The organism is Niastella sp., assembly GCF_045805085.1.
Taxonomy (GTDB): Bacteria; Bacteroidota; Bacteroidia; order Chitinophagales; family Chitinophagaceae; genus Niastella.
In genome coordinates, this window is record NZ_JBJMLX010000339.1 from 1 (window position 1) to 24,622 (window position 24,622).

At 43.8% G+C, this 24,622-nt stretch carries 12 protein-coding genes; 5 read left to right on the plus strand and 7 right to left on the minus strand.

Annotation, left to right across the window (positions count from 1 at the left end):
- On the plus strand, positions 1 to 1,580 hold a 1,580-nt coding region (locus ACJ751_RS17835), incomplete at its 5' end, for a GNAT family N-acetyltransferase (protein WP_407746877.1).
- Here ACJ751_RS17835 and ACJ751_RS17840 read toward each other — a convergent pair.
- From ACJ751_RS17840 to ACJ751_RS17850, 3 genes are all read right to left on the minus strand, one after another.
- The gene (locus ACJ751_RS17840; RefSeq protein WP_407746878.1) at positions 1,570 to 2,376 is read right to left on the minus strand and encodes a polysaccharide lyase; all 807 of its coding nucleotides are present in this window, start codon (positions 2,374 to 2,376) and stop codon (positions 1,570 to 1,572) included. The genes ACJ751_RS17835 and ACJ751_RS17840 overlap by 11 nt on opposite strands.
- A 113-nt stretch (positions 2,377 to 2,489) precedes the next feature.
- Complete coding sequence (locus ACJ751_RS17845) at positions 2,490 to 3,764, minus strand: polysaccharide lyase (RefSeq protein WP_407746879.1); 1,275 nt, start codon at positions 3,762 to 3,764, stop codon at positions 2,490 to 2,492.
- Positions 3,765 to 4,328: 564 nt separating this feature from the next.
- Entirely contained in the window at positions 4,329 to 4,559 is a 231-nt protein-coding gene (locus ACJ751_RS17850; RefSeq protein ID WP_407746880.1) for a hypothetical protein, read from the minus strand.
- 636 nt (positions 4,560 to 5,195) lie between these two features.
- Here ACJ751_RS17850 and ACJ751_RS17855 point away from each other — a divergent pair.
- Positions 5,196 to 5,831, plus strand: a complete 636-nt coding sequence (locus tag ACJ751_RS17855; RefSeq protein ID WP_407746881.1) for a hypothetical protein — start codon at positions 5,196 to 5,198, stop codon at positions 5,829 to 5,831.
- Positions 5,832 to 5,837: 6 nt separating this feature from the next.
- Here the strand turns inward: ACJ751_RS17855 and ACJ751_RS17860 are convergent, their stop codons facing one another.
- Positions 5,838 to 6,620 (minus strand): MBL fold metallo-hydrolase, encoded by a 783-nt coding sequence (locus ACJ751_RS17860; RefSeq protein WP_407746882.1) that lies wholly within the window; start codon positions 6,618 to 6,620, stop codon positions 5,838 to 5,840.
- 476 nt (positions 6,621 to 7,096) lie between these two features.
- Between ACJ751_RS17860 and ACJ751_RS17865 the strand changes: the two genes are divergently transcribed.
- The 3 genes from ACJ751_RS17865 to ACJ751_RS17875 all read left to right on the plus strand — a co-directional run bounded on the left by ACJ751_RS17865 (position 7,097) and on the right by ACJ751_RS17875 (position 11,449).
- Positions 7,097 to 9,439, plus strand: coding sequence for a T9SS type A sorting domain-containing protein (locus ACJ751_RS17865; RefSeq protein WP_407746883.1), 2,343 nt, complete (start codon positions 7,097 to 7,099; stop codon positions 9,437 to 9,439).
- A 575-nt stretch (positions 9,440 to 10,014) separates the two neighbouring features.
- Positions 10,015 to 10,728, plus strand: coding sequence for a response regulator (locus tag ACJ751_RS17870; RefSeq protein ID WP_407746884.1), 714 nt, complete (start codon positions 10,015 to 10,017; stop codon positions 10,726 to 10,728).
- Between the two features lie 88 nt (positions 10,729 to 10,816).
- Positions 10,817 to 11,449: a 4'-phosphopantetheinyl transferase family protein gene (locus ACJ751_RS17875; RefSeq protein ID WP_407746885.1), complete on the plus strand. Its 633-nt coding sequence runs from the start codon at positions 10,817 to 10,819 to the stop codon at positions 11,447 to 11,449.
- 12 nt (positions 11,450 to 11,461) lie between these two features.
- Here ACJ751_RS17875 and ACJ751_RS17880 read toward each other — a convergent pair whose 3' ends face one another.
- The 3 genes from ACJ751_RS17880 to ACJ751_RS17890 form a co-directional block, all read right to left on the minus strand.
- Complete coding sequence (locus ACJ751_RS17880) at positions 11,462 to 11,968, minus strand: UpxY family transcription antiterminator (protein ID WP_407746886.1); 507 nt, start codon at positions 11,966 to 11,968, stop codon at positions 11,462 to 11,464.
- 259 nt (positions 11,969 to 12,227) lie between these two features.
- Positions 12,228 to 22,547, minus strand: a complete 10,320-nt coding sequence (locus ACJ751_RS17885; RefSeq protein ID WP_407746887.1) for an amino acid adenylation domain-containing protein — start codon at positions 22,545 to 22,547, stop codon at positions 12,228 to 12,230.
- A 31-nt stretch (positions 22,548 to 22,578) separates the two neighbouring features.
- Positions 22,579 to 24,622 (minus strand): non-ribosomal peptide synthetase (locus ACJ751_RS17890; protein ID WP_407746888.1); only part of this gene is annotated, 2,044 nt, incomplete at its 5' end.

The following is a 24,622-nucleotide window of genomic DNA, read 5'->3' on the forward strand; positions in this document are numbered from 1 at the left end:
GTTCAGCAGTTATAGAGCTTTTGCAGGACCCTGCCTTTCAAAAAAGCTGGGACCAGCTTTTTGAATCCTGCCCCTGGGCTACTGTATTTCAAACCCGGGCCTTTGTTGCATCCTGGTACAACGCTTACCGCGAAAAACATTTTCCCATTCTACTGAAGGCAGTTTCAAAAGGACAACTAAGGGGTGTGCTGCCAGTGGCTTTCCTAAATGCAAATGGGAATGACCGCCATAGCATAAAAAAAAGAGGCAAAATAATAGGGGCCGGGCATTATGAAGCGGAATATCATGTTTGGCTGGCGCCGCCTGCTGACGGAAACACCTTTATACAATCAGCATTAACCGAATTGATGACACAATTCCCCGGATCTACTATATCGCTCCGCTTTATTCCAAAGGGTACGCCGATGAATTGGGTACAGCAAAATGAAAAATGGCGCAAATACAGCATAGTACAGCCTTATACGCTTCCATTGATACATTACAAGAGCCCGGCTGAGGTGAAGGTGGGAAAACATTTCAAACACAAGTTGAATCGTTTAAAAAAAACAGCCGAAGTATGCTTTGAAAGTATAAAAGACCGGGAAACGTTTATACGCAGTCTGGATGAAATGGCCATTATGCTCGATTTCAGGCAGGCCGCTCTATTCAACAAAATTCCTTTCTGGGAAGATCCGGCAAAAAAAGAATTCCTGTTAGCATTATTTGATCAGCAACTGCTTCATACAACCGTATTTAAGGTCAATAATAAAATAACTGCAGCAGTAATTGCTACAATAAGAAACAATTGCGCTTACCTGTCAGGCCTCATTTGTCATTCCCCGCTAAATGCCCGGGTTATTTCACCTGGCTATATGCATTTTCAGTTTTTAACAAAACAACTGGTGGAAGAAGGCATTCAATATTTTGACCTTTCGCCGGGATATGATGCGTATAAGGAAGAATTGGCCACTCAGCAGGATGAAGTACAGGAGCTGATCATTAGCACTGCGAAGGGGTTCCGGATAAAAAGACAATTCAAAAAATGGTTGCATGCCCGAATGGTTGCCCGCGCCATACGACCTATGACGGCCGAACTCACCATAAAAAAATACCGGTATGATTTAAGACACTGGCATCCGTCGCCAGTAATAAAAAGACTTGTAAAAAAATTACACAAACAGGAGACGCAGCAAAGTTATTTAATAATTAAATCCACACTTGAACAAGCCATAGCAACACCCTGGCAAAAAAATAGTCTGGCGGATTTGCTGGAAATTAATTCAGATGATAAAGCAGGTTTATCCAGGTGGAAATTCCTGGCAGACGCTATGTGTCGCCTTGAAAAAGGGCAAAATTGTTTTACCTGGCTCCAAAATAACCAGTTGGTGTGTTGTATTTGGGTGAGTTATGGAGAAGATTCGATTGTAATAGAAAAGGGTTATTGTCATGCATCCGCAAAAGAATGGTTACCGGCATTCCTGAAAAACATGGTTATAGCATTGGGAGAGAATAAAGAAGATAGTACTTTTCAATTGCTGGTTACTGACAGGCAAATTTGTGAGGCTATGAAAATTGCCGGATTTCAACGGGCTACTTCTTAGATCCCATCAGATCTGCAAACGTCGCCCGTTCATCACCTAATTTTATTTCATCAAAATATAAAACCCGTTTATTGGTATTGGTTACAGCATCACCATTCCAGGTAGCTTTGTAAATGCCCAGTTTCCAGTTTGGGGCATGAAAAACGCCATCGCTCAGATCATACATATTGGCGCCATTGTATTTGGTTAACGACTGTCCGTCGCGCCATATTTCAATCAGGCCATCAGCCCCTGATGAATGCTTAATGTGGAACACATAATAATGCCAATCACCTTTTTCAACAGCACCTAACGATATTTTGTCTTTACTCTTTACGTCGGGTTTAATACGGAGAAACAGTTTATCATCTTTAGTTCTGAGGCTTATTGCGGGGCTAACTTTACCCCCCTGGTGCCACTGGCTTATTACATCATCACTGTTATCTGCATCATAATCAACGTTCGGGAAAAGAAGTGCAAAAGCATACCAGCGTTCCAGGTTATTCTTGTCATCAGGATTCGGAAATGAAATTTCGGCTCTGGTGCCATTATTACTTTCAGGGTCAGTATCCCTCAACTCAAAGCGGACGGCTTTCTTCCCCTGGTATACAGGACTTTCCACTATTTGCAATCCATAAGAGGTGGCTACCTGTTTCGATAAAAATGAAGGGAAGGGGTCATGTTCTTCAAACCCCACCTGGTAAAGTATATGGGCATTAGGCTGAGCTGCTTTGCCATGAAATACTTTTATATAACTGTAAAGCAAGGTGGCCGAAAGTACTACCAGTACCAGTATTACAGGCTTTTTTGGTTTCACATGTACCCGTTTTTATTACTATAAATTTACTCCCTTTTCTCTTTAGTTAAATAAAAAAGGCAGCCCTATTACAGAGGCCGCCTTTTTTATCCCATCTATATTAATACTCAAATTTATTTCGTAAATGTAAAGGTGATGGTCTTTGAAACACCCGCTACACCTTTTGAATCATAAGGGGTTGCTTTCAGCGTATAAGTACCTAACGCTGGTGGGTTCCAGTTTCCATAATAATAGTTACCATTTCCATCATCACCCATCAGGGCATAAGGAGCCGCAGCATCAGTAGCCGTTTTGCTTTGAGCGCCGCTCAATTCAAACTTTACACTGGCAATAGTCCCGGATGTAACCGCACGAATATTGGCAGCTTTAAGGCTCAGCGCGCTCAGGCCGATCGAAGAGCCATTTGCAATTGTGCTTACTTCTTTTTCTGTAGCTGAATTTACCAGGGTGAAAGAGGTAACACTTATGCCGGTATTAGAAGGTGTTGTTGGCTGCGTGCTTGTTCCATCAGTTGGGCTGGTTGGTGTTGTAGAACCGCCGTTACCAACAGGCAACATTTCGTCATAAGTTGCAGTTGCTTTACCATACTTAATATCATCGAAATAAAGCACGCGCAGGTTGGTAGAAGTAGTGCCAGTACCATTCCAATCTGACTTGTAGATACCCATTTTCCAGTTAGGCAGATGGAAATCACCTGTAATTGCATACATGCTTGGGCCCTTACGGCTTACGAGCTTTGTACCATCTTTCCAAATTTCGATCAATCCATCAGAACCTGATGAGTGGATAATATGATATACGTAAGTATGCCATTTATCTTTTTCAATTGCACCAAGGTCAGTCTTGGCATTGTCCGGTGTTCTCATCACAAGATGACCATTTGTTACACGCATAGAAATAGCCGGGGTAATGCCGCCGCCACCATGCCACTGGGTGATAACTTCGTCAGCGGCCTCATCTTTATACTGAGCGCTAGGCATATACAATGCATAGGAATACCAGAAATTATTGGTAGTAGGTGTAGGAAATGCTATTTCGGACCTTGTACCACTATGACTTTCGGGATCAGTATCTCTTAATTCAAAACGAGCTGACTTTGTCCCATTGTAAGCTTGTGTTGTAGAAGCAGTAATACCATAGGATGTTGCATATTGAACACTTAAAGTTAAACCGCCAGTTAAAAAACTGCTGGCATCTGCATTTTCCTCCCAAATTATATTCCCACCTGTTGTTGCTTTTGTTGATACCAGTTCTTCACTGGCAGCATCATTTAACTTTGGTTCAACGTTTTTCTGACAAGCAGCCAATGTAGCCAGTAAAAGGGAAACGGTCAGCACACGCTGATTTCCACGTAACAAATTGCCTCTTTTGTGCATCGAAGTTTTCATTTTAGGTTGTTAATTTCTAGATTTAAAAAAAGTTTTCAATTGCCGGTAACGTCTTGCTTACGCATAGAACTTCCCCCTTCGCATCACAAGTGCTTTTTTTAACTGGTGATGCGTTACTTGCCTGCCATGCCGAATACCTCGGCCTGTAACAGTTGATTCCTCTCTTATCATTTCTGAAGACAGATACAATTCCTTTGTTCTGTCCATCTCATTTCCGGTGACCCGGAAAGCCAAGGCCTACATTTCATAAAGTACAAACCAATAAGAAAAATATAGCCAGAATTCAGGATAAGGTGCTTACACAAGGTGATGGAAAACTGATTAGAACCTTACTGAAATAAAATCCGGGACAATTGAATTAATGCCGTGCTCATGTACATCCATAGGAATTCCCTTTCAAAAACGCCTTCATGCTATTCACACAACAGTATGCCTGTACAGTGCCGGGTTGATATACCCAGACCTGTCATTACCAGAATCACTGTTTACCAAATCATATTCGACTGAAATAATAATCACTTACCACTCATCTCACCGGATGAATGTAAATAACCATTAAATCATTCAGATGATTTGCTGTGAACCATGAAGAACAGTTACTGAAACCATATCGCCTCGTCTGGCAATTGCTGCTCTTCTTCCAAACTGTATGGTTGAGATTTTTCCTGATTGCGCGTAGCTGAAATTCAGCGCGCCTTTTGCAGCGATAGCACGGATTATTAGTTTTCCTGTTTCTGGTACAGATGAGAAGATGTTTGTTACATCTGTGAGGATTTTCCTGATCGTGTTCATCATAAGGATATTTACGTTTTCAAAAAGAGTATTTGAGCGATTCAAGCGCAAACATGATGCCTGAAATTTTTTAATTCAAAAGTTTTTATAGAATTAGCCATACATCAAATAGCGATCATTGAGTACGATAATGCAAAGCAACAACCTTTTTATTTTAATCGGGAGCTTCAGAAGTTAAAATGGTAACAATGTAGTCGATTTATTATAACCCGTAATAAGGGTTATCGCTTACACTTCCAGGCCTAAAAAAATTAATGTTTACAATACATTTTTATATCAATCTGTATTAGGTTTCAGGGCACCTGCAAAGGGTAAAAAAATGCTGTTTCAATAGTTGAGACAGCATCTAATTAAAACCTTTTACAGCTATTAGTGTACCATTTTTCATAAGTAGCGCCATCAGGCTCGCAGACCAGTAAGCAGTATCATTTACTGGTGATGTTACCGCCGCATTTCGTTATTAAATGACTTTAATGAGGTTTTACTTTTACTATTGCGTATACAGTACGCAAGTGTACAATCCTATGAGTTTGCATTATGTTAGGTTATTTTACTTATCCCATAACATAGCCGACAATTACTTGATGTATTTAAAAATTAATGCGACCTTTTTTATAGAAACCGTTAAACCAATAAGGTATGCAACGCTATGTTGAACAACTATTTGATGATATAACCATTTCTATTGACCAGGTACAGAAAGCCCCTTCTGAAGGATATGATTTGTTTGATTGGATATCAGAAGAGGAAGAAGAACGAACTGCTCCGATTCGTAATCTTCAGGAATGGACTGGTATTTACCAGGAAATGCTTCCCCCTGAAAATATGCTTACCAACGAACAGGTGCATTTACTTCTCAAAGCCATGAACCGATTACTGGATGCATATAATTGTTCCTTTGTACTTCAAATTGAAGTACCTGAACGAATTCAATACGCCACTATTCGGGATAATTTCAATCAGGATATAAAGGTTAAAACCTGGCATATGGGATTTTTTGCCCTGTGCAAACCCAATACAGAACATGGGAGATGTACATTGGGGGAATATTGCCAGTGTGCGTTTTATGCTGATCTGTTTTCTGATTGCATTGATGAAGAATTAAGTCCGGAAGAAGAGCGGGCCAGGGCATTGGAAATTGAGGTTAAGCATATACAACGGAAGTATGGTGAAGATTGGATGAAATATTACCCGTATCACTTAGATAAAGAGTATGATGATGAATATGGTAATCCTTATAATTACGGAATGGATGAGGAAGAGGATGAATGGTGAACTTGGTTAGATTTCAATGGCAGTTGGCGAGCCCGGTTGCAACCACACCAGTTTTTCTTTTATGTCTGAATGGGTTACCTGGTCATATAAGTATTCAGGTTGTTCGTTAAAATGCTTCCAACCCTGAAAGTGCGTGGGAATAAATTTCTCCACGTTCATTAACCGCACAGTCTGAATAGCCATTTCGGTAGTAAAGGTCAGGGGCATATAATTAATTTGCGGGAAACCAGCCTTACCCACATGCAGTACTGCGGTATGCACTTTAAACCGTTTTGCGATCTCTTCAATGCCATCAAAGTATACTGTATCACCGGATATATACAATGCTCCTTTTTGCTGGCCCTCCCACTCGATCATAAACCCAATAACGTGTCCGGAGATCTTTGTTTGCTCATGCGTAGGCGCATGCTGGCAGGGTGTTGCGGTAATGCGAAAGCCAGGTACTTTATCGGTTACGATGTTTATGCTTTCCCATTCATTAAGTCCGGTTATGTTGTCCTGCGCCAGGCGTTCAACAGCGTCAGGAGTAGAAATAACCTGCTTTACTGTTTTAATAAATTCACGGCCGGCGTTATCCAGGTTGTCTTTATGCTGGTCATGGCTGAGCAACACCAGGTCTACCGGGCCAATATCCTGCGGTTGCAGTTTTGGCGAACCTGTTTTATACAAGGTGCGGGCGCCTTCATATACAGTGCCTTCCTTATCGAAAGTGGGATCGGTGACAATGACAAATCCGTTGATGTTGATAATGATACAGGCGGTGTCGATTTGCGTAAAGGAGACTTTCATATTCATGTCAATTTTGTGAAGTTAAGGCGCTTTTAATGAAAATTAGTAAAAAGCAGTATGGCTTCGCCGGTTATGCTATCTTAATTCCCTTCCCCGTTTTATCGTTCCGATTTAACAATTGATGAGAACGATCCACATACGAGTATTTTCAGATAAGATCAGAGGCATAAGGTGTATTACATTATGCATAATATTTTCCAGATATGCAATATTTACTATATGGAATAATTAATGCTTAAATAAGTTGTCAACCCTGATCGTATACTTGAAAAGGAGTAAACTGGCGAAAGTGAATGAGTGCTTAGAATAACAATCCCTCCTTTTATTGATCAAATTATCCGGCAACTGCAGTAACAGGTTCCTTGCACTCGCCAAATATGTATTATTCTGTAGGCTAATTGCCTGCAATTAGGCTGTATGTAGCTGCATAGCACAGTTGGGTTTTCCTTATTCTATACTGCCAAAAAATTTATCTTATGAATGTTTATAGATGGCCTGGAATGCTCTTATTCTTTTTCTGTTGTTTTAACCTGTATGCTGACTCGGGTCATTTAAGCGATTGCGCACTTGATAGAATACATTTTTTACCCATTGATAATTTATATATTAACCAATCCTTTTTCCTTGATGGAGTTAATGGTAATGATGTTAATGATGGACGTACAAAGCAAACTCCGGTTAAAACCGTGGCGCGCTTACTTTCTTTAAGCATACAAAGTGGAGATAACATTTTTGTTGCAAGAGGAAGCCGGTTTCGGGAATTTCTAAACATAAAGGATCTGCATTTAAACAATATTACACTCATGGATTATGGCACCGGACCACGGCCTGTGTTTGATGCAGCAGATTCTGCCCAAAATAATCTCTTCACAAAAAAAGCCGGCTACCAAAATTTATATGAAATATCCTGGAAAAATAACTTCCGCGATTTTACAGATGTGAGTCAGTACAGTGTGTGGGAAGATGGATGGCGATTGAAGAGAACCGCCTCTTTACAGGAATGCGAGAATACTGCCGGAAGCTATTATGCCCCGGTGGTTACTCAATCAGCAGGAACAGATATCCTAACCGTACACGCCCGTAATTCAGATGCAATCCCTTCAAACAAACACTTATATGAAATTACCAGGCGGTCTATGGGAATACAAGTTGGCGACAACAGCCATGTATACAATATGCACACCAGGCGCAATGCAAGTAATAATGGTTCATTCGAGGCTGGAAATGGCTCTTATGTTTATGGGGTGCTGGCAGAAGATGGAGTTAAACATAATTTTTTCTTAGGTTCAGGTACAGCAGAAAAATGTATGGCATGGAAATCGGATGATCCTTTGGTATTTGGCGGTAATACGTTATTTATATCATTTACCGACAGCCCATTTGCCGACACGATGGATGTGCTTTATAAAGATTGTATTGCTATTGCAGGCAGAAATACTACCGATACATTTCAATACGGCGCTATTGGTTTATATGCACATACAACCGGTGTATCTTACCGGTCACTCAGGATAAATGGGGGTGTTTATGCCAACACTTCCATCGGTATATCAGGTGAGCTTAAAGACATATCTATAGATAGCGCATTTTTTATAAATAATGGAGTTGCTTCTTCCAAACTAGGCGGAAGCATTGTGCTAAAAAATAGTAATATTATTGCAGCTTCCGGTGCGGCAGGCATTTCAAGCGATAATGTGGTGGATAGCATTGTATTTGTAAATAACAAAGTTTATTTGCCCGGTAATAGCAATATGGTGGCAAAACTGCCAGTAGGTGCTCCAAAATTGACCCGCTTTACAGATAATACAGTTATTTGTGATTGCGAGAACAATTTAATTGTGATTTATTTTAATTCGGGCGGAGGTAATTTAATTATGGAAAGGAACCTGGTAGCCAATGTGAATACGGGAGCAATTGTTGGTCTTTCAACCTTAGATCCTTTTTCAAAAACTGCCATACAGTCGAACGATAATCATTATGCCCTGTATCAAGAAAATGGGGTTCCTTTAAAAATTGTGTATTTGGCGCCTTATAACAACAATTATACGAATCTAGACCAGATTAAAGCGGCAGGATATGAATCAGGTTCTTTGGGCGAATCTTTTCCCGTGTTGGGAAGCAGGATGCATGGAACTTACGGTACAACTGATTATTTTCTTTCAAAAGATGATGTACTGTATAACAAGTGTGGAAGTTCATCAACCTTTGATGATATTACACGATATCCATCCAGGCTTGGAGATACATTGGGTGTTTTATTAAAAAATAGTTATGGTATAATCAAATTCCTTTCTTTTTCAGGCATTACTTCAAATTTGGGAAATCAATTAGCCTGGCAAGTTGCACCAACTAATGAATTGTCATACTTCGAAGTTGAATTTAGTAAGGATGGGGTCTATTTTTCAAACCTGGTAAAAATTCAATATGAGCAAGATAAACAACAATACGAATACCTGCATAACCCACCGCCTTTGCCAAATTATTATTACCGGGTAAGAGCAACAAGTACAAATGGCTCTAAAAGTTACAGTGAGCAGATTTTGTTAGTACCAGCCATAACAGAACCGGAAACAGAAAGAGTACAGGCAAGGCCTAACCCGGTTAACCAGTTTTTGCATGTAACACTGTATATGCCTGTAGAAAATAAAATAAAAATCAGGATATTGAGTACAGATGGAAAAGTAATTAAAGTATTGCAAAAGCAATTGACTACTGGTAGCCAATCCCTGGACCTTGACTTTTCAGGGCTACTGTCAGGTTTGTATTACGTAGAGATTATTACGACAAAGAAGTATTTTTTCAAAGTGGTAAAGCAATAGGTGTTTAACTTCCAAATACAGAAAGTGATAACCGTTAAGAATGAACGATATATGAGTAGGAAAATACAACTGGATGCCAAAAAGGCCTCAAGTACCATTCACCAGGTAATTTTTAACGTCCTAATCAGCGCCCGATCTTCTAAAAAAATTGAAAAAATGCTCCACTAATTAATTATAATCCAAATATAACCTGCACACTTATGGCCAAATTAACACGCTTATAGGCGAAAACATCACACCTATTAAAAATATCTTATCCTTTTATATTCCTAACTATCTTTTAAGTATTTTTATTTCTTGGCCACCATGACAGTTAATCAGTAAACCGGCTGATGAGCTTTCAAGCTTCCTATACATAAATTCACCTGTTAAAAACTTTCCCGTGCTTTAGAAAGGCTTCCATACAAGGCAGTATCCTTTATTGGACACATTCGCCTTGACGTTCTTATTTAAAAAACGGACCAGCAATTAATAGATCCATATTTAAAAGAATTTATTCGTAACGATTTATCATATACCACTTTGAAATAATCTGACGAAACTGTAACACATTTTATAAACCTTAATCTATCTTTATGCAGCCCAATCTTATCAATCTGGCCATTGTAGATGATCACACATTATTTAGGAAAACGTTGAAAAACTATCTCGCTGAACAAAGAAACATTAATGTATTTATACAGTCTCCCGACATTCCCGATCTGTTAATAAAATTAAAAGACTTTTATATCCATATACTGCTGATGGATCTTTTTTTGCCGAATATCAATGGTTTTGATGCGATAAAAATGATCAAAAGCGAATACCCTGATATTAAGATTGTGGTGCTCACCATGTGTACCGATATGAATTTGCTAAGCCAATTGCTGGATTCAAGCGTTTATGGCATTATTTCAAAGTCAGATGAACCCGAGGAGGTAATTAATGCCATCAATTCAGTTGCTGAACATAGAATATACCGAAGCAAATTGCTTACTGAAATTATGTATTGGGGCAAACAAATTAGGATACGTAATCAAAATGCTCAACCACACGTTGAATTAAGCGACAGAGAAAAAGAGGTGCTTCAATTATTATGGGAAGAAAAAAGCAACAAAGAAATTGCCAATCATTTATTTCTGAGTATCCGTTCTGTTGAAAAAATAAGACAGGACATGAAAGATAAACTGAATGTTAAATCAACTATTGGATTATTAAAATATGCCATTAACGAACAAATCATTCGCATCAGCCGCCCGTGGCTAAATAATTCAAACTTTTCAGAAAATGGCAAGCAGTTTAAAATTTAATATCGCTTTTCTAAGTAGCGAAATATAGAAGCGCAGTAACATCAGGTTAACATGCTTATATCAAAATTATTTACGCTTTGTCAAAAGAATGGTGTACATATTTAGCGCATACAGTGGAGCACATAGTCTTTCAGAAATAATCAGAGATTATGAAGAATATTTCCCTAAATGGTATATAGCAAAAGCAGGACGCTATTCCTTTGAAGAAGATGCCTGTCATTTTCTACTTGGAAAGGTCCTTCTTCTGAAAGGTTTACGAAAGCTGGGCTATTTCAATATTGGGCTGCATGATATACGCTTCAATGAATTCAATAAACCCTATTTTAATAATAACCTTAGTTTTAATATCTCCCACTCAGGAAAGTATGTGGTTTGTGCTTTAAGCCAATCGTGTAAATTGGGCATTGATCTGGAAGAAGTGAAATCTATCGATGTTGATACTTTCTCAAACTGCTTTTCTGCAAGTGAATGGATATATCTTAAAAATGCTGATGATCCCTTGTTAGTATTTTATAAATTATGGACGAGAAAAGAGGCTGTCATTAAAGCTGATGGAAGAGGCCTCCAGATTCCATTGTCTTGCTTCGAAGTGATTAGCCACCATGTATCAATAAATTCATGCAACTGGTTTATTAATGAATTGGCAATCGCAGAAGGCTATATAGCCCATATTGCAACGGACAGGATTTGTGATACCCAATTTATTCAACTGTCAATGTAAACGAATACCTATTCATTCATACATTAAATATTCTTCTGACAAAGAGAGTAATAAATTTCTCTGTAAAAGTGCAACCCGCACGAGTAGCTTTTTTCTACTGTCAACCCGAACTACTTCACAGGAAAGCCCGGTCAGAATTCCTTTATTAATAACCAACTGCTGGCCGGGTTGAAAATTCTGATCAGAAACTTCTATACTCTTATAATGGGTAGCCGCCAGTTTTATATTATTGACTACGGTTTCGTTTACTCGTGCAATTTCTCTACCTGTTTTAACATAACATAAACTACCCTCGGCATTTGTTCCTTCATAATAATTTTGCAAGTCGTTCAAATAAATGAAAACATAAGACGGAAAAAGAGGTTCGTCAATATATTTTTTTCGATCGTGCCAGTTCCTGAGCACTTTTCTTGTGGGCAAAAATGTATTAATGCTCTTTTCAGCAAGCTGGGTTTGTACCTTTTTCTCATGACGCGGTTTCGTATAAATCAGGTACCATCCGGAGTTGAATTTATTCACACGATAAGGTTTAAGAAATCCGGAATATAGCTATCGCTAAAGCAAGTAACAGGTACTTACTCCCAGATTTGTTTACAACGATGTTAATGAAAATATTAATATCCCCTTTATTTCGGCAACCTTCATCAACTAAGAATCCGGTGTAACGAAACGTTATCAGTGTAAATTAATTAAATCAAACCCAGTAATATTTAGCAATGATACCAACATTTATTGCGGGTGTTACGAAATGACAAATGCCATCTGCCCGGTTCGGATGCTATTTGTTTGGGCGCTCTGTATTGATCGCGTTTTCGAAAAACCGGAAGTTTATATTGGTCAGCGCCTCCCAATGGTCTCCCTGAATGAATTGGGGTATGATCCCTCCGTTTGTAAACGCATTCCAGGCATCCATGGCTGTAACCGACTTATTCCCAGCGGATATAAATGTATATATCTTATTATTGATTTTCCCGGTTGGCTCATACCTGTTCAATAGTTCAATATTATTAACAAGAAATTTCCGCAGTGCTGCTTCATCCCCAATTTCCACACCAATCAGTGCTTTGTATTTGCTCATCAGCCAATCGGCTTCCTTGCTCACTGACATATTATCCGGATGGGTCACAGGAACCACTCCCCTGTCAACCAGGATCAATTGCAGGTTGTTGAGGGTTGGTTCCAGGATCTTTGCCATTTCAAATGCGATGGCTGCTCCCATGGAATACCCTATGATTACCATTTCTCCATTACTATGGTGAGCCAGTACCTGCCGGCTCATATCCATTGCCGCCTCCAGGATAGACCCGTAAAGGGGTTCTTCGGCCAGCTCCCGTTCCAGGCCGCGGTATTGAATGCCATAACAATTGCAGCTATCCTGCAAAGCCGCTGCCAGCGGTTTGAACAGAATAGCATTGCCGAGGACAGGTGGAATGAAATAGCAGTTTTTCTTTTCTTCAGCAACCCGGCTGCTTAATTGAATAATGCGGGAGCCGGCATGTGTACGGGTTGCCACCGCCGACAGGAGGCCTTCGATCGTTGGATGATTATAAAGATCCTGGATCTTTATATGGATGCCGGACTCTTTACGCATGATCAACTGAAGTTTCATTGCCAGGATACTGTGCCCGCCCAAATCAAAAAAATGATCGCTGATACCCACTTTCTCCCTGCCCAGTAACTCCTGCCAGATGGTGGTTACTTTTTTTTCTATGGCATTACGGGGAGCAATATATTCCACGCCCTCTGAAACGCCTGACCTGTCCGGGTCGGGCAAGGCTTTCCGGTTTATTTTTCCGGTGGGTGTCAGCGGCAAAACATCCAGCTGCACAATATGTGCGGGTATCATATAAGCCGGCAGTAACCTGCCTAAATAAGTTTTTATCTCCGACGCGGAAAAAACTGAACTGCCTGTGATATAGGCCACCAATTCTTTTCCGCCCTGCGCATTATTTTTTACGGTGACAATGCCGGAGACAACTGACGGATATTGCCTCAACACCTCTTCAATCTCTTCCGGTTCTATTCTGTACCCTCTTATCTTAACCTGATTATCCTTCCTGCCGGTAAATTCTATTGTCCCATCAGCCAGCCATCTTCCAAGGTCTCCGGTCCTGTACATTCTTTCTCCCTCCTTGAATGGATTGAGAACGAAGGCAGCCTCGGTATAACCGGGTCTATTCAAATAGCCTCTTGCCAGACAGTCGCCCCCGATACAGATCTCCCCGATCACCCCGGCGGGCGCCAGCCGGTCATTCTTTAAAATATAAACGGTGGTGTTGGGTAACGGGCGGCCAACAGGAACAAATGACTGTTGCTGCTTTGCAGGATCATACTGGTGCATGATGGAAGTGACCGTAGTCTCCGTAGGTCCATATTCATTATAAAACTGATGATGCACACTCCATTTCTCGGCCAGATCTTTCGGGCAGGTGTCTCCTCCCGCGATGACTCTTTTCAGATAAGTATATTTTTTGACTGGCAGCATGGCCAGGATCCCCGGTACCAGGTGAACATGGGTGATCCTATAGTCATCGATAAATGCTTCCAGCTTTTCTGCCTCCAGCAACACCGCCTTATCGATCATGGTTAACCGCGCTCCGCTGGTAAGTGCGATAAAGACCTGCTCCACCGAAGCATCGAAAGAAATATCGGAGGCCTGAAGCACATTGTCTTCCCCGCTAATGCCGAATGCAGCCCTTTGCGCTACAATCAGGTTCACGACCGAGCGGTGTTCTACCAGCACGCCTTTAGGTTTTCCGGTAGAACCGGAGGTATAAATGACATACGCCAGGTTGTTAGGCTGGTTGACCTGAATGGGGTCATTCAATCCTTCTGCTGTCAGCAGCTGATCATAGTCATTCAGCCAGTTTTCGTCAATAAACAACCGGCACTGGCTATCGCTGATCATGTAATCGATACGTTCCGGTGGGTTGCCAGGATCAACAGGCAGATAAGCGCCACCGCTTTTCAGTATGCCAAGGATCGTTATGATCAATCTTTCCGATCTTTCCAGTTTTACTCCGATCAGATCATCGGGCTGTACAGCAAAATTCTTCCTGAGATAATGAGCCAGTTGGTTCGACTGTTCATTGAGCTCCCGGTAGCTGATCGTCTTATCCCTGTATGCCAGGGCAACCCGATCGGGCGTTCTCGTCACCTGTTCCTCAAACAGACTGACCAGCGTTCCGTCCCGGGGATAGTCCGCAACCGGGCTGTTACCATTTAACAAAAGCTGCTTATTGTTTTCGTTATATAAACTCAATGCGGGCATTACTCTGTGAGGATCCTGCAGGGCACTGGTGAGGATGCGCTGATACAACAATCCCACCGACTTTGCGGACAGTCCGGACCGTAATTTCCTGCCAATCTGCAGATTCAGATAATAATGGCCGCCAGTAGCGCTGATGGCAAAATCAAAAAATGTATTGGTGCGCACATGACCCATCGCATGAACAGATTCCCCAGCCACCTCACTGATCGCGTCTTCCTCTTCCACTATCCTTTCATCATATGCATGGAAGTCGACAAAATTGAACAGCACATCGAAAAATGGATTGTTCAATCGCGCATTCTCCTGATGGATCTGAGCAATCGTTGTCAGGCTTAGCCGCTCCGCATCCTTTAAGCGGATCACTTTATCGTGCACCATCTTTACCAGGTCTGGAAATACAGTATGATCGGCTATCGTAATGCGGAATGGTATGGTATTTAAAAAGCAGCCAAGTACCTTGTCGCCGTCTTCGCAATCAGGCCTGGTATTGGTTACCAACCCTGCCAGTATCTCCTTCTCATAACTCAATTCCCTCAACAGATGCAGGTATCCACAAAATAAGATGACTTTGGGCGATGTTTTTAACCTGACTGCCTCTTCCTTCAGGGAAGCTATTTCTGCGTTCGAAAATTGATACGTATAAAAATCAAGTTGCTCGTCCTGTTCAAAAAGATCAAGCCTGAAATGCCCGTCCAGTTCTTTTCGCCAGAATTCTTTGAGCCCTTTATCCTGCTTGTCCATCAAATGCCGGACGATGAAATCCTTATAATCCGATCTCAACGGTAAAGGTCTATGCGTTGGATCGGCTCCCAGCTCTATATACAAATTATTTAGTTCCGTAGTCAGTAACGCGTCACTCCAACCGTCTATAATGGCATGGTGGCATTGAAACACGAATGCAAACGAATTTGCGTCCAATCTGAATACACGCATCCGCCAGAGCGGCGCCTCCGTAACCACAAAGGGATGCTTCCGTTCTTGCTGCAGATAATTCTGGATCCATAGTTCCTGATCAGTTTTTCCTATAGCCGAAAGATCTTCATAAGTCAGTGGAATAGTTACTTTCTTATAAACGATCTGCACTTCTGTTTCGTAGTCACTCACATTAAATGCTGTTCTCAGCATGGGATGTTTGTCTGTCAACAGTTCCAACGCATACCTGAATCTATCAAAATCGAATTGCGGGAACCTTTTTTGGTGGATGACCTGGTCATGATATACACCCAGTTCCGAATTCAGAGAAGACTCGTATACCATGCCTTTCTCAATATCGCTCATGGGATATATATCGGCTATATTGTCCTTGTTAGGTAGTTTGTCCGAAGACAATATTCGTTCTTTGAGTTCCCCGATTGCTGTCCTTATTTTCTTTTCATGGTCGGCTGTATGGGCATTGCGTACATCGATGGCAGTGCTATTGCGCGCCAGATGAGCCAGGATGGCTTCGATCGTGTTGTTGGCATAAATATCCGCAACCGCCATTTGCAACCCCAGTTGTTTTCTAACAGCCGAGATCATCCGCAACACCTTGATGGAATCGCCACCCGATTCAAAAAAGCCATCCCGCATACCAATCCTTTCTTTTCCCAGGACGGCCTGCCAGATAGCAGTAATTTGCAGTTCCAGTTCATTTGCGGGAGCGATGTATTCCTTCCCGTTCTCCATCCCCTGTTCATCCGGTTTTGGAAGCGCCTTCTTATCTATTTTTCCATTTACGGTCAGGGGAAGCCTATCCAGCCGGATATAATAATTTGGCAGCATATAGGCAGGAAGACGACCGCTCAGGTGAGATCGTACACCGGCGGTATGTAATTCCTGCTTACCTACAACATAAGCAACGAGCTCCTTCTCCCCTGCCCTATTGGTGATGGCGAGTACCAGCGCCGATGAAATATCCGGATGATCCCGCAGGGTACGCTCAATTTCTGCCAATTCTATCCGGTAGCCGCGGATCTTTACCAGGTCGCCTGAACGGTATAACATTTCGTTTTTCCGGAAGGGACTTTTCAGGAATCGCTGGCTTGTGAGTTCTTCCCTGTTCAAATAGCCTCTGGCCACCCCTTCTCCTCCTACATAAAGTTCTCCGGCAACGCCAGGAGGCACCAGGTTCCTGTGTTTATCCAGTACATAGCAACTGAGGGTGGGTATTGGTTTGCCGATATTGCTGATGCCGCTCTTTATGGCTGTTGCTGTGATCTCTTTATAAGTCACATGCACCGTCGTTTCTGTGATGCCATACATATTGATCAGGCGGACCCAGGGATACCTGCCATGCCAGTTACTTAATTTATCCGGCTGTAAGGCTTCCCCACCAAATATCACGTACCGCAGCGCTATATTCCTGCTCTCCCCCTCCTCCTCCTTTTGTATAAGATTATAAAAGGCGGCGGGTGTTTGATTGAGGACGGTCACTTTCTGTCTGATCAGCAGATCCAGGAAAGCGGCAGGTTCTCTGGCTGTGTTCGCAGAAACAATGACCAATTTACCGCCGAATAACAGGGCGCCATACATTTCCCACACTGAAAAATCGAAGCAATAGGAATGAAACAGGGTCCAGACATCAGACGCATTAAAATCAAATAATTTGTCATCAGGCTTTAATAAGCGGACAATATTCCTATGTTCAATTAACGCCCCCTTGGGTTTACCGGTGGTGCCTGAAGTATAAATCACATAGGCGAGATCGGATGGTTTATTGACGGGCACGGGAATTTGCCGGTCATATTCCTGTGCCTGTATTGTAAACCGGTCAAGTTCATCCTCATCGATCACCACCCTGCACCTGCTATCAGCCACCATAAAATCGATCCGGTCTTTCGGATAATCGGGGTCCATGGGCACATAGGCGCCGCCTGCTTTCAACGTACCCAGCAGTGCGATTACCAACCATTCATTCCGGGGTAAGCGGATACCGATCAGATCGTCGGGTGTAATCAGATGCTTCTTCCTCAGATAATGTGCCAATTGATTGGCGCGTTCGTTCAACTCCCGGTAGGTCATTACCTGGTCTTCAAAAACCAGAGCAATATGCTCCGGCGTTCTTTCCACCTGTTCTTCAAAAAGGGATACGACCGTTTCATCCTGCGGATAACCAGTGCCTGTATTATTTAAACCTGTAATCACTTGTTGCTTTTCCTTTTCCGTCAGGTAGTCCAGCGCATAAAGCGGCGTGGAAGGCTGTTGAATGATCACGCGTAGCAATTGTTCAAAATGACTGAACAATCGTTGAATGGATTGCTTATTAAAGATATCGGTATTGTATTCGATGGCTAATTCGAGCCTGTCTCCTGCCTCCCTGAAATTGAACAACAGGTCAAACTTGCTGATCGTACTTTCCGCTCCGTTGTATGGGGTTATTTTCAAACCCCTGAAGCCTTCATTTTGCCGGGAATGGTTAATGGCGGTATTTTGCAGCACCAGCATCACGTCGAACAAGGCGCTCCTGCTCATATCCCGTTGTAGGTGCAGGTCTTCCACCAATTCGTCAAACGGATATGCCTGGTGCTCCCAGGCACTGAACGTGTGCTGGCGAACATGCTCCAGCAAGCGCTCAAAACTATCGTTTCCGGAAAACCGGGTTCTGAGTGCAAGCGTATTGATATAGAAGCCGATCTGGCCGTCAAGGTCCGCATGCTCCCTACCTGCAACAGGACTTCCGATAATAATGTCTTCCTGTGCGGTATACCGGTATAGCAAGGCGTTGGTTACTGCCAGCAGCCCCATAAATAAAGTAGCTCCGCGTTCCTTACAAAGCCATCCTATTCCCTGGGTAAGCACGGGATCGAAATAGCCGAAAACAACACTTCCATTATAGGTCTTCACTGCAGGCCTGGCTTTATCTCCCTGTAATTCCAGTACCGGAATCTCTCCCTCCAATTGCTTTATCCACCAGGCCTTACTATCTTTTAATTGCCCATTATTCAATTGCTTCTGTTGCCAAACCGCATAATCTTTGTATTGGATGCGCAACGGGCGCCCGCTGTGCGGGGTATCTGACATATAGGTGTTATAGCGCACTATCAATTCATCGATCAGTATATTCATTGACCAACCATCACTTATGATGTGATGCATGTTATAGACAAAGATCCATTTTGCGGTGCCTGTTTGAAAAACGGCTGCCCTGATCAGGGGACCGTTTTCCAGATCGAACCGTTTGGCAGATTCTTCCTGTATCAGTACCTCCAGCCGCTCCTCCCCTTTTTCGCGCAGATCGGTATACCCAGGCTGGAAATCCAGGGCTTCCGGCTTAAGGATAACCTGTCTCACTTCTCCTTGTTCATTTTCCCGGAAAACAGTCCTTAATATCTCATGCCGCGCTATTAGTGTGGTAAAAGCAAAAGCCAGCGCCTTCCTGTTCAGGCTGCCTTCGAATGTATAAATGCCCGGCATATTATAGGCAATACTCCCTTCTTCAAACTGACTTAATACCCATAATCTCCTTTGTGAAGAAGACAGCGGGTAATCGACTGCGGTAGCCGCAGGCGGTATGGCCACAAAGGATGTTCTCCGGGCCCGTTCAATCAATTGCCCCTGCTCCTCCAATATGCTTTTCACGAACAGGTCATTCAGAGAGATCTTTACGTCAAATGCCTTGTGTATCTGGCTGGCTAAACGGGTGGCCTTTAAACTGTGGCCACCCATTTCGAAGAAACTGTCCCTGAGCCCGATCTTATCGGGGGCTATTCCCAGGATATCGCTCCATATACGGGCCAGTTTCTTTTCGGTTACACTTCCAGGAGCGATAAATTCCACGCCTGCCTCCATGCCCGGTCCTTCGGGATGCGGCAAGGCCTTCTTATCCACCTTCCCATTTGGCATCAGCGGCCATGCTTCCAGCTGCACGTAATAGCCCGGCACCATATGCGCCGGTAATATTTTGCTTAAAAAGACACGCAGCTCCGCTATTGATACTATTTTCTTACTAATGAGGTATGCCACCAATTCCTTTTCGCCTTCAGCAAGCGTTTTGGCTACAACGACCGTTGATTCAATATCCGGATGATGCTTTACAGCCGATTCTATTTCTCCCAATTCTATACGGTAACCCCTGATCTTTACCTGGTCATCTGCGCGGCCGATAAACCCGATCCGGCCGTCCGGTAGCCACCTTCCCCAATCTCCGGTTTTATACACCCGCTCTCCGGATCTGAATGGATTCGCTACGAACTTTTCTGCCGTTAACACCGGGTTATTCAGGTACCCTCGCGCCAGTCCTGCCCCGCCGATATATATTTCACCGGCTACTCCTACCGGGCATAGCTCACCGCCCGACAGAATATAGATCTGCGTATTGGCCAGCGGGCGTCCAATGGAGATCACAGTCTGATCCTCTGCGTTATCGGAATACAGGCATTCTATGGAGGTGACCGTTGTTTCAGTAGGCCCATATTTATTATAGAAAGGGTGGTATTCGCTCCATCTGGCAGCTAATTCCTTCGGGCATGTATCTCCGCCTGATACGACCCTTCGTACATGCGGATATTTCCGGATCCGAAGCATTTTTAATATCGCCGGAACCGTATGTATATGAGTAATCTTCCGGCTGCTGACAAATTCTTCCAGTTTATCTGCATCCATCATCGTATCCCTGTCGATCATTGTCAAACACGCGCCGCTGGTAAGTGCCAAGAATATTTGCTCAACCGATGCATCGAAGGAAATGGTGGAGAATTGCAACACATTGTCCGAAGGATCGATCCCGAATGTCGCTTTTTGCGCACTGACCAGGTTCACCACAGACCGGTGCATGATCATTACCCCCTTGGGTTTACCGGTAGAACCGGACGTATAGATCACATAAGCGAGGTCATCGGGCCGGACGGGCGGTTGCAGGTTATCCGTATCATAGTCGCCCTTAGCTTCCTGAAATTGCCCGATCTCCTTTTCGTCGATAACCAGTTTACACCCGCTATCCGCTATCATAAAATTGATACGGTCCTGCGGATAGGAAGGGTCGATGGGCACATAGGCGCCGCCTGCTTTCAACACACTTAATATGGCGATGATCAGCCATTGGCTGCGTTCCAATTGTATGCCTGCCAGATCCCCGGCTGCGATGTCGTAATTCTTTTTCAGATAACGGGACAACTGATTGGCCACCTCATTCAATGCCCTATATGTTATTTCGGTATCCTCAAAGATCAGCGCAATATTATCCGGAGTGCTGACCACCTGCGCCTCCCATAACGATACCAATGTCTGGTTCGCCGGATAAGCGATCGCCGTGTTATTGAATGCATTCAGCAACTGCTGCCGCTCAGTTTCCCGAAGGAAGGGCAAGCGGCCAACCGGCATAGACGGATGCGTAATGACCGCCTCCAGCAACTTCTCAACATGTGCGGCCAGTCTTTCAATGGTATTTTTAGCATAGATATCGCTGTTATAGCCGATGAGGACCTGCAATTCTTCTCCCGCTTCCATAAAGTTGAACACCAGGTCAAACTTGCTATACCGTGATCCTCCTCCTTTAAATCCGCTAACCTGCAGCTCTCCCAACTGTTGCTGGCCATTTGCCCGCCCAACCTCCGCGTTTTGCAAAACGACCATTACATCAAACAAAGCGCTGCGACTCATATCCCGTTGCAGATGCAGGTTGTCCACCAGTTCGTCAAACGGATAGGCCTGATGACTGTATGCTTCCAGTGTGACCTTTTTGATATTATCCAGCAACCTCTCAAAGCTATCGTTCCCATTAAAGCGGGTGCGTATAGCCAGCGTATTGATATAAAATCCGATCTGTCCTTCCAGATCGGGATGCTCCCGGCCTGCAACAGGGCTGCCAATGATGATATCTTTCTGACCCGTAGACCGGTGCAACAAGGTATTAACTACCGCAAGCAAACCCATAAACAAGGTGGCCCCCTGTTCCTGGCTAAGAGTCCTTATCCCATTTGTCAGCCGGGCATCAAGGTGCAGGCTGACCATTTCTCCCCGATAGGTTTTTACAGCTGGCCTGGCCTTATCGCCGCGCAGCTCCAGTACCGGCAATGGCCCACCGAACTGCTGTAACCAATACGCCCGATGTTCCCGGAAAGCGCCATCTCTTAACTGGTTCTGCTGCCAGACCGCATAATCCTTGTATTGAATGGATAAGGGAGCGGGTAAATAAACCGTACCCCTGGTAAAAGCAGCATAAAAAGACAATAATTCATTGAACAGGATGCCCATTGACCAGCCATCGGTGATAATATGATGTAAATTCAGGACGAATACCCACTTACTGTCTGCCATCTGATACAAGACGGCCCGCATCAGCGGGCCCACGGACAGGTCAAAAGGTTTGCCGATCTCTTCCTGCACCAGCGCTATCACCAGCTCTTCCTGCACCCTTGCTCCGCGCTCCGCTTCTGAACGCAGATCGCGATGGACCAATTCAAAACCCGCTTCTTCCGGGGATTGGATGTATTGCCGGACCTGTCCCTGTTCGTTTTCCCGGAATACCGTTCGCAGGATCTCATGACGCTCTATCAGCCGGGCAATAGAATAAGCCAGGGCATCCCGGTTCAGCCCGCCTTCAAAAACATATACAACCGGGATATTGTAAGCAATATTCCCCTCTTCGAACCGGCTTAATATCCACATTCTGGTTTGCGAGGATGATAAGGGAAAATCATTCCCGGAAGCGGCTTCCGGGATAGCTGAAAAGCTACTTTGCCGGATTTGATTCACGTACTCTATCAGCCCTTTTTTGTTAGCCTTTATCAATTGCTTTACCCGGTCATCGATCACTCCTTTCCCCGCTTCGATCCTCAGGTTCTCTCCATCGACAATAATCCGTGCATTGGCTTCCTGTAACTCCAGAATGATGCTTTTAATGCTATCCATCTTATTGCTCGTCCTTTAAAAAGTTATTACTTTAAAAAACCAGTCTTTCTATTTCAGGGTCTTTTTGTTCCACAGCTTCACCTTTCTTTATCCATAGCAATGCCCTGATCACGATGGCTAAACCCGCTATCGATGGTTCCAGGAATACATCCTTTAGAGCGACCATGACGTCAAACTCTTTCCGTATTTTGCTGACTAAACGGGTGGCCCTGATACTATTGCCACCCAGTGTGAAGAAATTATCTCCTGTGCTTATTTTTCCTTTTTCCAGGCCAAGCACTTCACTCCAGATCGCTTCCAGTTTTAATTCGATCTCGCCCGCCGGAGCGATATATTCCACGCCTGTTGCCATACCCAGCCCTTCGGGATCCGGCAGGGCCCTTTTGTCTACCTTCCCATTTGGCGTCAATGGCAATTTTTCCAATTGTACATAATAGTCAGGCAACATGTAAACAGGCAGGAGGTCCCTTAAATAGTTTCTCGTCTTGTTGCTGTTCAACCTGGATTTACCAACGATGTAAGCGACAAGGGATCTATCTCCCTGCGCATTGGTTCTCGCTACAACGATCGCTTCACTTACCTGGTCATTGCGCCGCAAGGCCTGCTCGATCTCTCCTAACTCTATCCGGTATCCGTTGATCTTCAACTGGTGGTCCCTGCGCCGGAGATATTCGATCCCGCCTCCCGGCAGCCATTTCCCAATATCCCCGCTGCGATACACCAGTTCGCCATTCCGGAATGGATCGGGAATAAACTTTTCAGCCGTCAGGTCTGCCCGGCCGATATAACCTTTTGCCAGGTTCCATCCCCCGATATAGATCTCTCCTTCCACGCCTGGCGGCACCAGCTGCATTTCTTTATCCAGGATATAGATCACCGTATTGTATACAGGCTGGCCGATACCTGCTTTTTCCGGTATCGGTCCTTTGCTATAACTATAGGATACCCCTGTTACTACATGCGTTTCCGATGGACCGTATAAATTATAGAGCCGCAGCTCAGTATCTTTTTTCAGTAATTCCTGCAGCCCGCCGCTCACATATAATTGCTCTCCGGCCGAGATGATCTCCCGTAACTGGTGCCCCGTCCACTCCTCCGATCCTATTGCACTGAATAAGGCTTTCAGTGCGGAATAGGGCATCGATAAAGTCGTTATACCCGCTCCGATCACATACGCTTTCAGGGCCCACGGATCCCTGCGGAGCTCTTCGCTGATCACATGAAGCTCTCCTCCTGTAGCAAAAACATAACAGATGTCATACAGAGACATATCGAAGCTAAAGGAAGAGAACTGTAACTGCCTGGTTCCAGTGTCAAAACCTGCCCCTTCAATACTCCAGATGATCAGGTTGTACAGGGTAAGATGCGTTTGTTCCACTCCTTTCGGATCGCCTGTAGAACCCGAGGTATAAATGATATAAGAAGTTTCTGTGCCGGTAATGCCCAGAGCCGGATTGGACGAATTGATGTGCGCTGTTACTTCGTCGACTGTTATGACAGGTAATTCAAATGAGTAATGGTTATTTTCTGATCTTTCTGTGATCAGCAATTTTGACCGGCTTGCTTCCAGCATGTAGCGGATACGGCTGGCCGGTAGCGATGCATCGATCGGCACATACACGCAGCCCAGTTTCATGATCCCGATCATAGCAAACACCGACCATTCAGAGCGATCCAGCAATACACCGACGCTGTCGCCCCTACGAACGCTGCCCTGCTCCACTATCTTTGCTGCCAGCCGGTTCGACCACTCGTTGACCTCCCGGTAGCTGAATCGCTTTTCCCCGACGACAAGAGCCGTGGCAGACGGCGTTCTACTCACCTGCTCTTCCAGCAGATCTATGACGGTTCTGTTGTTAGAACAGTCTAAAGCAGTATCGTTGAATGCATGCAGCAGCTGCTCCTTTTCTGCCGGCTGTAAATAATCCAGTTGACGGATGGGCAGGGATGGATCTTTTATAATGGATTCCAGCAATTGCACCAGATGATCTCCGATCCGATCGGCGGTTGTCCTGTCAAAAAGATCGCTATTGTACTCAATAAATAAGATGAGTACGCCCTCCTCTTGTGTAAAA